11 protein-coding genes and 1 other RNA gene are annotated in these 12,506 nt (G+C 73.5%); 7 read left to right on the top strand and 5 right to left on the bottom strand.

Going from position 1 to position 12,506, the window contains the following annotated elements; genetic code table 11:
* Positions 1 to 54: 54 nt before the first annotated feature.
* Together ACZ6RC_RS03270 and ACZ6RC_RS03265 are read left to right on the top strand one after the other, a co-directional pair.
* Complete coding sequence (locus ACZ6RC_RS03270; RefSeq protein WP_469578965.1) at positions 55 to 1,041, top strand: NHL repeat-containing protein; 987 nt, start codon at positions 55 to 57, stop codon at positions 1,039 to 1,041.
* Positions 1,042 to 1,079: 38 nt separating this feature from the next.
* Positions 1,080 to 2,252: an acyltransferase family protein gene (locus tag ACZ6RC_RS03265; protein ID WP_469578963.1), complete on the top strand. Its 1,173-nt coding sequence runs from the start codon at positions 1,080 to 1,082 to the stop codon at positions 2,250 to 2,252.
* Positions 2,253 to 2,379: 127 nt separating this feature from the next.
* Here the strand turns inward: ACZ6RC_RS03265 and rnpB are convergent.
* Positions 2,380 to 2,778: RNase P RNA component class A (gene rnpB / locus ACZ6RC_RS03260), an RNA gene on the bottom strand.
* 77 nt (positions 2,779 to 2,855) lie between these two features.
* On the opposite strand from rnpB, the gene ACZ6RC_RS03255 reads away from it, so the two are divergent.
* The gene (locus ACZ6RC_RS03255) at positions 2,856 to 3,623 is read left to right on the top strand and encodes a MerR family transcriptional regulator (protein ID WP_391140954.1); all 768 of its coding nucleotides are present in this window, start codon (positions 2,856 to 2,858) and stop codon (positions 3,621 to 3,623) included.
* On the top strand, positions 3,620 to 4,522 hold the full coding sequence (locus tag ACZ6RC_RS03250) for a hypothetical protein (protein ID WP_469578961.1): 903 nt from the start codon (positions 3,620 to 3,622) through the stop codon (positions 4,520 to 4,522). The genes ACZ6RC_RS03255 and ACZ6RC_RS03250 overlap by 4 nt, the downstream gene beginning before the upstream one ends.
* Here the strand turns inward: ACZ6RC_RS03250 and ACZ6RC_RS03245 are convergent.
* Positions 4,467 to 5,909: an RNB domain-containing ribonuclease gene (locus tag ACZ6RC_RS03245; RefSeq protein ID WP_469578960.1), complete on the bottom strand. Its 1,443-nt coding sequence runs from the start codon at positions 5,907 to 5,909 to the stop codon at positions 4,467 to 4,469. The genes ACZ6RC_RS03250 and ACZ6RC_RS03245 overlap by 56 nt on opposite strands.
* 339 nt (positions 5,910 to 6,248) lie before the next feature.
* Between ACZ6RC_RS03245 and yaaA the strand changes: the two genes are divergently transcribed.
* Positions 6,249 to 7,013 carry a peroxide stress protein YaaA gene (gene yaaA / locus ACZ6RC_RS03240; RefSeq protein ID WP_469578958.1) on the top strand — a complete coding sequence of 255 codons (765 nt, stop codon included), beginning with the start codon at positions 6,249 to 6,251 and terminating at the stop codon, positions 7,011 to 7,013.
* 87 nt (positions 7,014 to 7,100) lie between these two features.
* Complete coding sequence (eda, locus tag ACZ6RC_RS03235; RefSeq protein ID WP_469578957.1) at positions 7,101 to 7,748, top strand: bifunctional 4-hydroxy-2-oxoglutarate aldolase/2-dehydro-3-deoxy-phosphogluconate aldolase; 648 nt, start codon at positions 7,101 to 7,103, stop codon at positions 7,746 to 7,748.
* 113 nt (positions 7,749 to 7,861) lie between these two features.
* On the opposite strand, the gene ACZ6RC_RS03230 is transcribed toward eda, so the two are convergent.
* The 3 genes from ACZ6RC_RS03230 to ACZ6RC_RS03220 are packed head-to-tail and all read right to left on the bottom strand — an operon-like array spanning position 7,862 to position 10,883.
* Complete coding sequence (locus ACZ6RC_RS03230) at positions 7,862 to 9,319, bottom strand: bifunctional RNase H/acid phosphatase (protein WP_469579428.1); 1,458 nt, start codon at positions 9,317 to 9,319, stop codon at positions 7,862 to 7,864.
* Positions 9,320 to 9,324: 5 nt separating this feature from the next.
* On the bottom strand, positions 9,325 to 10,068 hold the full coding sequence (locus ACZ6RC_RS03225; RefSeq protein ID WP_391141224.1) for a zinc ribbon domain-containing protein: 744 nt from the start codon (positions 10,066 to 10,068) through the stop codon (positions 9,325 to 9,327).
* Positions 10,065 to 10,883 carry a Nif3-like dinuclear metal center hexameric protein gene (locus ACZ6RC_RS03220; protein ID WP_391140967.1) on the bottom strand — a complete coding sequence of 273 codons (819 nt, stop codon included), beginning with the start codon at positions 10,881 to 10,883 and terminating at the stop codon, positions 10,065 to 10,067. Before ACZ6RC_RS03220 ends, ACZ6RC_RS03225 begins: the two co-directional genes overlap by 4 nt.
* A gap of 330 nt (positions 10,884 to 11,213) precedes the next feature.
* On the opposite strand from ACZ6RC_RS03220, the gene ACZ6RC_RS03215 reads away from it, so the two are divergent.
* Positions 11,214 to 12,317: a hypothetical protein gene (locus ACZ6RC_RS03215; RefSeq protein ID WP_469578955.1), complete on the top strand. Its 1,104-nt coding sequence runs from the start codon at positions 11,214 to 11,216 to the stop codon at positions 12,315 to 12,317.
* Positions 12,318 to 12,506: the final 189 nt, after the last annotated feature.

Raw genomic sequence — 12,506 nt, 5'->3', positions numbered from 1 at the left:
GTGCCCGAGTGCCCCTCCCCACACTGCGGTCGACGACCTGACGGAGGGGGCGCAATGCACGCCACGAACACGACACGACGACGTTTCCTCGGTTTCGGCGCGGCAGCGGGCAGCGCCGTGCTGTTCGGCACCGCAAGCGGAGGCGGCACGGCGGTCGCCGCCGACCGGGACCGCCGCCGGACCGGATACCCGGATGTGCTGAACCTGCCCAACGGCTTCCACCCGGCCGGCATCGGCATCGGCCCGGCACCGTATGCCTACTTCGGCTCGCTGCTCGGCGGGGCCGTCTACCGGGCGTCACTGCTCACCGGCAAGGGCAAGGTGATCAATCCGGGCCTTGGGGAGGGCTACTACGCCGTCGGACTGCAGGTGGACGAGCGGCAACGGCTGTTCGTCGCCGGCGGCTGGGGACGGCTGATCACCGTGATGGACGGGATCACGGGGAAGGTCATCCAGACGTACGAGGTCGGCAACGCCGACACCTTCGTCGATCACGTGGTCCTTACGCCGCGCGCCGCCTGGTTCACCGACTCCTTCAACGGGCAGCTGTTCGGCCTGCCCCTCGGGCCGCGCGGAGCGCTCCCGACACGCGACCAGGTGGTGACCCTGAAGCTGGGCGGCGAATGGACCCAGGGCCCTTCGGACGGGCTCACCGCGACGGGCATCGCGGCCACCCCGGACGGTTCCGGGCTCGTCGTCGTCAACATCCACGCCCACGGCGGCAGCCTGTTCCGGGTCACCCCGGCAACCGGCGACGCCCGCCGCATCGACCTGGGCGGGACCACGCTGCCCACCACCAACGGGATACTGCTGCACGGCCGCACCTTGTACGCGCCCCGCATGAACGATCTCGCGGTCCTGCGCCTCGACCCGACCGGCCACAACGCCCGCCTGGTCCGCACGGTCACCGACCCGCGCTTCGAGACCCCCTGCGCTGCCGCCATCCACGGCAACCGCATCTACCTGCCCAACTCCCGTTTCCCGCAGCCTCCGCAGCCGGACCTGCCGTACAACGCGGTGGCGCTCTCCCTGCCGCTGTAGCGGCATCGAGTGAAGACACGTGTCGAGAAAGAGGGAGCATGACCAGCGCACAGAAGGAAGCACCGCCTTCTCCGGATTCCTTGGCAGATCTGCCTGTACAGCTGCATTCGCTGACCGGGCTTCGTTGGATCGCGGCGTGCATGGTGTTCGTTTCGCACGTGGCGTATGTCGCTCTGCCGGCGGGTGAGGTGGGCCAACGGATCGGCACCGTCGCGTACATGATGGGGTACGTCGGGGTCACCACATTCTTCGTGCTGAGCGGATTCGTACTGACGTGGTCCGCGCGCACGCAGGACACTGCACCGAAGTTCTGGCGACGCCGTTTCTTCAAGATCTACCCGAACCACCTCATAGGCTTTCTGGCCGGAGTCGCCTTCATGAACTGGTGGGGTCAGGGGATATTCCTGTCGATGGGTGACCAACTGCCCGGGGCGCTTCCGCAGCTGCTGCTCGTCCACAGCTGGATTCCCGATCTCGACCTGACCTTCTCCTTCAACCTCGTCAGCTGGACCCTGTCCGTCGAAGCCTTCTTCTACCTTTCCTTTCCGCTCCTGCTCACAGCGGTACGGAGAATCCGTCCGGAGCGGTTGTGGGGTTGGGTCGCCGGCGTGGTCCTGCTGATCTTCACCATCCCCCAGGCGGCGAAGCTGCTCCCGGTCGGAGAGGTGACGTTCGAGGGACTGACCACCTGGCAGTACTGGTTCATCTACGTCCTTCCCCTGGCTCGCATCGGGGAGTTCGCCCTCGGCATCCTGCTGGCCCGGATCGTGCTGGAGAAGCGCTGGATCACCGTTCCCCTGTGGCTGGCCTGGCTCGTTCTCGCAGGTGGCTACGCGGTGGTGCTAAACGCCCCGAAGGACTACGCGATCGTCGCGGTCGGCGTCCTGCCGGTCGCGGTACTGATAACAGCGGCGGCCATGTCGGACGTACAGAAGCGCCGCTCCCTGCTGTCCGGGCCGGTCATGGTCTGGCTGGGAAACATCTCCTACGCGTTCTATCTCCTGCACTTCTTCGCGATCCAGGTCGTCCTCCACGTCATCGGGCTCGACTTCCGGGCGACCCCTATGAGTTCCATCGCGTTCGTTCTGGGCTCCCTGGCAGTCTCGGTCGTCGCCGCGTGGGCGCTGTACGAACTGGTCGAGAAGCCGATGATGCGGAGGTTCGCCACGAAGCGCCGCGGCGAGGGCCGGCCGTCCGCCGTCGTACGTTGACGGCGCTGGTGAGCATGCCCCCGTGAGGTGTCTGTCGCTACCCCACGCGGCAAGCCCCCCGAAAGGCAGGAAAGGGCCTCCGACGCAGGTCAGAGGCCCTTTCTCCGGCAAAGCCGCAGGTGAGCGGCAGACGAGTCGGGCTGTACGCCGGGTTCTGTACCCCGGGGCCTCGCGGTCGTCGGGGTGACGGCCATCCATCTAGGACCGGCGTTGCCGCCGGTCTCGTGCGGTCTACCCGCGAACTCGGGCGGGCCGCCCTCGATCGTTCGCGCAGGGACACCGAGGTGTCCCCTCTTGACCTTGCTCCGGGTGGGGTTTACCTAGCCGCCTGAGTCACCTCAGGCGCTGGTGGTCTCTTACACCACCGTTTCACCCTTACCGAGGACCGAGGTCCCCGGCGGTCTGTTTTCTGTGGCACTGTCCCGCGGGTCACCCCGGGTGGCCGTTAGCCACCACCCTGCCCTGTGGAGCCCGGACGTTCCTCGGGAGGATCCGGGGATCCCCACGCGGCCGCCCGCCCGGCTCGTCTGCCGTGCCGACCATGCTACCCGCCGCGCCGCGCCCGCTTGACCTTGTCGCAGCGTCAGGGTTTGTACTGGGCTCATGCGAATCGGCGAGATCGCCGCCCTCGTCGGGATCACCCCGCGGGCCGTGCGGCACTACCACCACCTCGGGCTGCTGCCCGAGCCCGTACGGCGCCCCAACGGCTACCGCGAGTACGGCATCCGGGACGCCGTACTCCTCGCCCGGATCCGCCGGCTGACCGAGCTCGGCCTCGGCCTCGACGAGGTGCGGGACGTGCTCGCCGAGGACGCCGGGCGGGAGCTGGTGGAGGTCCTGGAGGAGCTGGACGCCGACCTCGGCCGGCAGGAGGCCGTCATCCGGGAGCGGCGGGCCCGCCTCGCGGATCTGCTCGGCGAGGCGAGGGCCGGGCGGCTGACCGCCGAGGGCCCCGTCTCGCCCGAGCTGGCCGGCCTCTTCGCCGGCCTCGGTGAGGTCCCGGAGTCCCCGATGGCCGCCAAGGACCGGGAGCTGCTGGCGCTCCTCGACACGGTGGCCCCGGACGAGGAGCGGTCGCAGCTCATCGGTGCCATGCGCGCCATGACCGAGGACCCGCTGATCGTCGCCCGTGCCCACGAGGTGTACGCCCGGCTCGACGCCCTCGCCGACGCGGACGCGGACGACCCGCGCGTCGCGGAGGCGGGCCGGGCGCTCGCCGACATCCTGCCGGACACGCTCGCCGCGCAGATCGGGGACGGGGACGGCCTGCCGTCCGGGCGGCTCACCGACGCCTTCTTCGGCGACTTCTCCCCCGCCCAGTCCGCCGTCGTCCACCTCGCGATCCGCCTCGTCCAGGAGCGGTCCCGGTGACCGCCGTGATCCGCCTCCTGCGCGGCACCGGGTACGCCCTGCTGCCCGCCGAGGCCGTCCTCCTCGTCTGTCTGGTCAGCGGCGTGCGGACACCCGCGCCCGTCCTGGCCGTCACCGAGGCCGCCGGTCTCCTGCTCCTCGCCGCCGGACTCCTGGTGTACGCACGGCTCCGGCGGAGCGGGCTCTCCGCGCGCGGCGCCCTCGGGGAGCTGGTGCCCCTGCCGGTGCTGCGGCTCGTCGGACACGAGCTGCGGCTGCTGGCGAGCCTCGGCCTGTGGGCGGCCCGGCGCCGGGCCGGTGTCCGCCCCGGCGACCGCGTGTTCCCGCACGCCCGCGACCAGGCCGCGCTCCTGTACGGCTTCGCCTTCGTCTGCCTCGTCGAGACCGTCGGGATGTCGTACCTGCTCGCCGACTGGCCCGTCGTCCACGCCGTCGTCCTCGTCCTCGACGTGTACACGGTGCTCTTCGTCCTCGGGCTGCACGCCGCTTCCGTGACCCGGCCGCACGTCATCGGGCCGGGCACCCTCCGTCTGCGGCAGGCCGCCCACGTCGACCTGCTCGTCCCGCTCGACCGGATCGCCTCCGTCCGGCACGAGCTGGTGTTCTCCCACGAGAAGAAGGAGGGGGAGCTGAACCTCGCCGTCGGCTCGCAGACCTCCCTCACCCTGGAGCTGACCGAGCCGCTCGACGCGCCCCGGTTCCTCGGCGGGCCCCGGGCCGTACGGATCGTGCGCTGCCACGCCGACGACGCACGGGCGCTCTACCGCGCGCTCACCCAGGCCACGCAGGCCGCGGCGGTCGCTCCGGCTACGGGAGCTGCGCATGGCGCGGACTCCCCGGAGGTCACGCGGGAGCGAAGCGCACCTTCGCCGCTCCCGGGTCCGCCTGCGTCAGCCTGACCCGGAGCCATTCGCCGAGCGGGAGCCGGTCCGTGCCGCCCTCGATGCGGGCGACGACCGCGGGATCGTCCAGGTGGACGGTCCCGACGGCCGGTTCGCGCTCCTTCACGTCGATCACGTACGCGTCGAAGATCTCGCCGACCCGGCCGCTCATCAGCGCCGCCTCGACGATGTCGACGGAGTCGCGCTCGACGGCGTTCGCGCGCCGCGAGCCGGTGGCCATCTCGTCGGGGAGGGCGCCGAGCGCCGCCCGTACCCATTCCGGCGGCTCCTCTCCGGCCACGGCGGCGACGCACAGCTCTCCCGCGTACCGGTCGACGAGCCGCCGCAGCGGCGCGGTGCAGTGGGTGTACTCGTCGGCGACGGCGGCGTGGACGGCCGGGGAGGGGATGTCGCCGTCGGTGAAGACGGTGTAGCCGGCGCCGCGCAGCAGGGTGGTGCACTCCTGGAGGAAGGCGGCCTGGCGCGGGTCGGTGGGGTCGGCGGCGCGCACCACGTCCGCGTACGAGACGTGGTGCGGCCAGTCGACGCCGAGGGCGTGTGCGGAGCGGCGCAGGCGGGCGACGGCGCCGTCGGGGGCGGTGGGCAGGGTGCGGAGGATGCCGGTGCCGGCGGCGGTCATCAGGTCGGCCGCGGCCATGCCGGTGAGCAGCGAGATCTGGGCGTTCCAGCCCTCGGCGGGGAGCGGGGCGCGGTAGGCGAGGGAGTAGGAGCGGCCCTGTTCGACGATCTCCTGTTCGGGGACGTTGAGGGAGATCCCGCCGCGTTCGGTTTCCAGGGCCTCGCGGAGCAGGCCGATCTCGCGCAGCAGGGCGAGGGGTTCCTCGGCGGTGCCGGTGTCGATCCGCCGCTGCACGTCCGCGTAGTCGAGCTTGGCGCGGCTGCGGACGAGGGCGCGGCGGACGTCGGTGGCGACCCGGCGCCCTTCGGCGTCGAGGTCGATCCGCCACAGGAGCGCGGGCCGGGTCTCGCCGGGCAGGAGGCTGGCGGCGCCTTCGGAGAGGACGGCGGGGTGGAGGGGCACCTTGGCGTCGGGGAAGTAGAGGGTGAGGATCCGGCGGTGCGCCTCGGCGTCGAGGGCGGAGCCGGGGGCGACGAAGGCGGCCACGTCGGCGATGGCGTAGTGGACGCGGTAGCCGCCGTCGGCGCGGCGGGCCAGGTGCATGGCCTGGTCGAGGTCGGTGGAGTCCGGCGGGTCGATGGTGAGGAGCGGCAGGTCGGTGGCGTCCTGCCCGGGGAGCGCGGGTGCCTTCGCCACGGCCTCGGCCTCGGCGAGGACGGCGGGCGGGAAGGCCTGCGGGATCTCCGGCTCGCTGCGGAGCGCGCGCAGGGCGGCCCGCAGCGGAGCCTCGGCTGCGCCGGTCACGTGAAGGGGGCGGCGGGGCATGGGTCGAGCGTAGGGGGTGCCGTGTCGATCCGGCCGGATTCAGGGAGCGGCGTCTGGTGCCGTGGATCGCAAGGCGGAGGAGGGAGTCAACGCGGAGCGTTGGCGACCGACGACAACGCGGCGAGGCATGGTGCCAGACGCCGCGACCCCGGCAGGATCGGCACGGCGCGCCCTAAGGGGTGCCGTGTCGATCCGGCCGGATTCAGGGAGCGGCGTCTGGCCGAAGCCCGGTCCCCACGCCCCCCAGGGCGTGGACGGGGGACGGCGGGTCGTGCGGTGCTTTGTAGGCTGAACAGTCGGGGCCGCACCCCCACCCCGTACGTACGAAGGAGAACCGCCGTGCTCGTGCTGTTGCCGCCCTCCGAAGGAAAGGCCTCCTCGGGCCGCGGTGCGCCGCTCAAGCCGGAGTCGCTGTCGCTGCCCGGTCTGGCCGGGGCGCGGGCGGCGGTCATGGACGAGCTGGTGGAGCTGTGCCTCGCCGACGAGGAGAAGGCGCGCGAGGTGCTCGGTCTGAGCGAGGGGCTGCGCGGTGAGGTCGGCAAGAACGCCGAGTTGCGGACGGCCGGGGCGCGGCCGGCCGGGGAGATCTACACGGGTGTGCTGTACGACGCTCTGGGCCTGGCGACGCTGGACGCGGCGGCCCGGAAGCGGGCGCGGGCGTCGCTGCTGGTGTTCTCGGGGCTGTGGGGCGCGGTCCGGGTGGACGACCGGATCCCGTCGTACCGCTGCTCGATGGGGGTGAAGCTGCCGGGGCTCGGGGCGCTGGGCGCGCACTGGCGCGGGGCGATGGCGTCCGTCCTGCCGGAGGCCGCGGGGGACGGGCTCGTTCTGGATCTGCGGTCGTCGGCGTACGCCTCGGCGTGGAAGCCGAAGGGCGAGGTGGCGGCGCGGACGGCGTCGGTGCGGGTGCTGCACGCGCCGACCCGGAAGGTGGTCAGCCACTTCAACAAGGCGACGAAGGGCCGGATCGTACGGAGCCTGCTGGAGGCGGGTGCGGAGCCGGCGGGGCGGGAGGAGCTGGTGACGGCGCTGCGGGACCTCGGGTACGTGGTGGAGGAGGGCAAGGCGGGCGTGCTCGACGTGCTCGTGGACGAGATCCACTGACGCTTCCGTCTCCTCGCCACCGTCTCGTCGTTGCACTGTGCGCAACGCTCGTTGCGTGGATCGCTCGTCGTCGGCAGGATGGGCGCCATGCCGAGCGTGTATGACCTTGCCCCCGAAGCCCCTGTCGTCCCGGTCGTCGTGATCGAGGACGCCGCCGATGCCGTGCCCCTCGCCCGCGCCCTCGTCGCGGGCGGGCTGCCGGCGATCGAGGTGACCCTGCGGACGCCCGCCGCGCTGGACGCCGTCCGCGCGATCGCGGCGGAGGTCCCGGACGCGGTGGTGGGCGCGGGCACCGTCATCTCGGCGGCGGGGGTGGCGGACGCGGTCGCCGCGGGGGCGCGCTTCCTGGTGAGCCCCGGCTGGACGGACGGCCTCCTGGACGCCATGCGGGCGTCGGGGGTTCCGTTCCTGCCCGGGGTGTCGACCACCTCGGAGGTGGTGGCCCTCCTGGAACGGGGGGTGCGTGACATGAAGTTCTTCCCGGCGGAGGCGGCGGGCGGCGTCCCGTATCTGAGGTCGCTCGCCGGGCCGCTCCCCCAGGCCCGCTTCTGTCCGACCGGCGGGATCTCGCTCGCCTCGGCTCCGTCCTACCTCGCCCTGCCGAACGTCGGCTGCGTCGGCGGTACGTGGATGCTGCCCGGGGACGCCCTCGCGGCCCGCGACTGGGCCCGGGTCGAGTCCCTGGCGCGCGAGGCGGCCGCACTGTCCCGGGGCCCGCAGGGCGCCCCCGCCTGACCCGGCGCGACGAACCGGAGCGACCGGGTGGCCCGGCCGAGTGCTTGGGGGTCGCCCTGCCGTGAGCGGGGGGCTCCGGTTGCCCGGGCCCGCCGCTCACCGCCGGCCGCGGGTCACCTCAGGTGCGAGGTGTCGTTCAGGAGCCGTACGGAGGCGTTGCCGTCGGCGTAGTACGCGACCGCCGACAGCGAGGCGGCCGAGAGCTCCATCCGGAACAGCGACTCCGGCGGGGCACCGAGCGCCAGCCGGACCAGGGTCTTGATCGGCGTGACGTGCGTGACCAGCAGGACGGTCCGGCCCGCGAAGGCGGCCGTCAGCCGGTCGCGGGTCGCCGAGACGCGCCGCGCGACCGTCGCGAAGCTCTCCCCGCCGCCGGTGGGCGTGGCCTTCGGGGAGGCGAGCCAGGCGTCGAGGTCGTCGGCGTACCGCTCCCGCACCTCGGCGAAGGTCAGGCCCTCCCACGCGCCGAAGTCGGTCTCGCGCAGCCCGTCCTCGATCCGGACGTCGAGGCCCAGGCGGGCGGCGACGGTCTCGGCGGTCTGCCGGCAGCGCTTGAGCGGCGAACTGACGATCTCCTGGACCGTCCCGCGCGCGGCGAGCGCGGCGGCCACCGCCTCGGCCTGCCGCGACCCCGCGGCCGACAGGTCGGGATCCGTCCCGCCGCTCCCGGAGAACCGCTTCTCCGGTGTCAGTGCGGTCTCGCCGTGCCGCAGCAGCACGAACGTCGCCGGGGCCCCCAGGTCGGGCGCGCCCCAGCCGGGCGTGGACACGGAGCCCGCGGCGGCCTGTCCGGCGTGGGCCAGGACCCCCGCCTCCGCCTCGAAGTCACCGCCGGCCACGGCAGCGCCGCTCGCCTCGCGCTCGGCCGCGCCGGCCGAGGCGAGGGACGCCCGCGCCCGGGCCGCGACGGTCTCGTCGGCCGCGAAGAGCCCGCCGTCGGACGGAGCGCCGGACGCCCCGCCCGTCCCGGAGACCGCGCCCCGGTCCGGGGCCGCCCCGCTCCTCGCACCGCCACCCGCGCCGGCGCCGGAGAGGGCCGCTCGGGCGCGGGCCGCGCCCGCGGTGGCGTCGCCGGGCGGGCCCGAGGGGGCCGGGGCCGCGGCGTTGCGCGCCGCGCGGCTGTCCAGGCCGGCCGTGGAGGCCGAGGGCTGCCACTGCCGGCCCTGCTTGCCCGCGTCCATCGCCTCGTTCGCGAGGCGGTCGGCGTGCTTGTTCTCCGCGCGCGGAATCCATTCGTAGCGGACCCGGCCGGCGGGGAAGACCCGGGCCGCCTCGGCGGCCAGGGGCTTCATGTCCGGGTGCTTGATCTTCCAGCGGCCGGACATCTGCTCGACGACCAGCTTGGAGTCCATCCGCGCGTGCACCGTCGCGTCGGGGAACAGCTCGCGCGCCGCCTTCAGCCCGGCGATCAGGCCCCGGTACTCGGCGACGTTGTTGGTGGCGACGCCGATGTACTCGGCCGCCTCGGCGAGCGTCTCGCCCGTCACCGGGTCGAGGACCACGGCGCCGTAACCGGCGGGGCCCGGGTTGCCCCGGGAGCCTCCGTCGGCCTCGACGATCAGTTCCCGCACCGCCATTACAAGCCGGACTCTGCCGTGCGGACCAGGATGCGGCGGCAGTTCTCGCAGCGGACCACCGTGTCGCCCGCGGCCGCGCGGACCTCGTTCAGCTCGGTGATGTTCAGCTCGATGTGGCAGCCCTCGCACTTGCGCTGGTACAGCCGGGCAGCGCCGACGCCGCCCTGCTGCTCGCGCAGCTTCTCGTAGAGCTTCAGCAGGTCGGCCGGGACCGAAGCGGCCACCAGCTCCCGCTCCTTGCCGACGGTGGCCGCCTCGCCGTCCAGCTCGCTCTGCGCGGCGTCGCGGCGGGCGACCGCGTCGTCGGCCTTGGCCTGGACGGCGGTGGCGCGCTCGGTCAGCTCGGCGACCCGCTCCTGCGCGGACTCACGGCGCTCCATGACCTCCAGGACGATGTCCTCCAGGTCTCCCTGGCGCTTGGCGAGGGAGGCGATCTCCCGCTGCAGGCTCTCCAGGTCCTTCGGGGAGGAGACCGCGCCGGAGTCGAGGCGCTGCTGGTCGCGGACGGAGCGCTGGCGCACCTGGTCGACGTCCTGCTCCGCCTTGGTCTGCTCGCGGGCGCAGTCGCTCTCCTCCGTCTGCGCGGCGACGAGCAGGTCGCGCAGCTGGGTCAGGTCCTTGGTCAGCGACTCGATCTCGGCGTGCTCGGGGAGGGACCTGCGCTTGTGGGCGAGCTGCTGGAGGCGGACGTCCAGGGCCTGGACGTCGAGAAGTCGGATCTGGTCGGCGGGCGCGGCGTTCAGTTGGGGGCTCCAGGGGAGTGGTGGTGGGAAGACCAGGGGTCGGTGACCGTCGTCGAGACGTGGACCCGGAGGTCCCAGCCGTGGCGGTCGGAGATCTCGTCGAGCTGGGCGGCGGCCTGCTGGCACCAGGGCCACTCGGTGGCCCAGTGGGCGGCGTCCACCAGCCCCAGCGGGGAGTGCTGGGTTGCCTCGGACACCGGGTGGTGGCGGAGGTCGGCGGTGAGGAAGGCGTCCACGCCGGCGGCCCGCACGGCGTCGAAGAGGCTGTCGCCCGAGCCGCCGCTGACGGCGACCCGGCGCACGGTCATGGCCGGGTCCCCGGCGACGCGGATGCCCTGCGCGGTGGCGGGAAGCCGCTTCGCGGCGCGGGCGGCGAACTCGCCGAGCGTCTCGGGGTGGTCCAGCTCGCAGATCCGGCCGAGGTTGTTCTCGGGGACGAGCGGGCCGGTGACCCGCAGGTCGAGGGCTCCGGCGAGGGCGTCGGAGACGCCCGGGTCGGCGGTGTCGGCGTTGGTGTGCGCGACGTGCAGGGCGATGTCGTGCTTGATCAGACCGTGCACGACCCGGCCCTTGAAGTGGGAGGCCGCGACCGTCGTCGTACCGCGCAGATAGAGCGGGTGGTGGGTGACGATCAGGTCGGCGCCGAGCTCGACCGCCTCGTCGGCGATCTCCTGGACGGGGTCGACGGCGAACAGCACGCGGCGGACCTCGGCGTCGGGGTCGCCGCAGACCGTGCCGACGGCATCCCACTGCTCGGCCCGCTCGGGCGGCCAGAGAGCGTCGAGTTCGGCGATGACTTCAGACAGACGGGGCACGAGGAAAGGCTACCTGCCCGCCGCGCCGCGCCGTCCTGCCTGTGGGCAGCGGGGATTCCGCTTGCTCCCGGGCGGCTCCGCGCGGGTGCTGCGGCGGCGTCGGGAAGGGTGTACGGGGGCTCCGGTCGTCGGCGCCGTCGCGTCGTCAGGGGGTCGCGGCGCGGCCGCCGGGCGCCGTGCGCGCCGGCCGGATCCGGCCGGCGAGGCACAACCGTCCCGTCCCGCTCAGCCGAACCGGCACACGGCCACCCTTATGTGTGAAGTGACAGGGGTCGTGTTGTCCGGCTGGACGTGCGAAAACTAGCTTCGGTGGCCGGAGGTGACGAGTCGATGACAGCCTGTGCCATCGAGACGGCGGCGGAGGACGACGGCGCGATGTGGCCGACGAGGTTCACGATCACCGCGAACGGCGCGTACGCGGCCCGGCTCGCGGGGTCGGGAGACGCCCTGTACGCGGAGCGGTGGACCCTCGACGGGCCCGAGCCGTACGCCGTGCCGCTTCCCGTCGGCCAGCCCGAGGAGCCGACCGCGCGGCTGCTGCCGCTGGCGGACGGGCGGGTGCTGGTCGAGCGCCGGGTGGACGGCGACCGGCACACGTTCTCGCTGCTGTACCCCACCGGCCCGGGGACGGGCGAGCTGCCGCTCGGCGCGGTCGCGGCCGAGGAGCTGACGCTGCTGCCGCCGTCGCCGGACGGCATCTGCGCGTACGCGATGGTCGTCGGCCGGGACACCACCACGCTGTGGCTGGTGGCGGGCGGGGCGTTCGGCCCGGAGCAGGTCGCGGAGATCGAGGGCCGCTGTACAGGCGGGGTCTGGCTGGACCGTACGGGGCGGATGCTCGCGCTCGACCGGCGACTCGACGGCGGGCCGGTGAAGGCGGTGGCGGTCGACCTGGAGCGGGGCGGGGAGGTGACGCCGCTGCTCCAGATCACCGACGAGAGCACCGACCGGCTGCTGATGGCGGATCCGGACAGCGGGCTGCTGCTGATCCGCTCCGACGCGCCGTCCCCGGGCCACGAGCGGCTGGGGTGGGGGGTCCTGGGGAGTCTGCTGCCGATCCGCTTCCCCGAGTGCCTGCGTCTGGACGACGCGGCGGTGACGCCGTTCGCGGTGCAGCCGGGGCAGGTACTGCAGCCGGAGAGCTGCTCGGTGGCGCTGCGGATCGACGGGGCGGCGGGCAGCTGGGTGGGCGTGTGGCGGCCGTCGGGCCGCCGGATGCACCACCTCGCGGCGCCGCCCGGCTGGCTGGCGGGCGCGGGGCTCTGGACACCGCAAGGCGTCCTGCGGCTGCCGTACACGACCGACGGGGTGCGGTGCGGGCTCGCCGCGGTCGACGTCCCGACCGAACCGGAACCAGCGCCGCCGGAGCCGGTGGTGTGCCGCCCGGTCCCGTTGCAGCAGGCACCCCTCACGGACCGCAAAGCGGCTGGTTAGACTCACGGCCGCAGCAACAGCGATCAGTACGGGGTGAGTTCCACCATGTCGGAAGCACGCACGGACGGGATGGAGCCGCACGGCTCCGGTAGGCACCGCGGTGAGGCGGCGCCGTCGGAGGACTCCGGGTCCTCCGCACGCGGCCGCCACCGTCGCGACCCGGAAGAGCAGTGACAGGGAACGGGCCCC

This window comes from Streptomyces sp. NPDC048353, from assembly GCF_055587165.1.
This window is presented reverse-complemented; position numbering and strand designations above follow the sequence as displayed.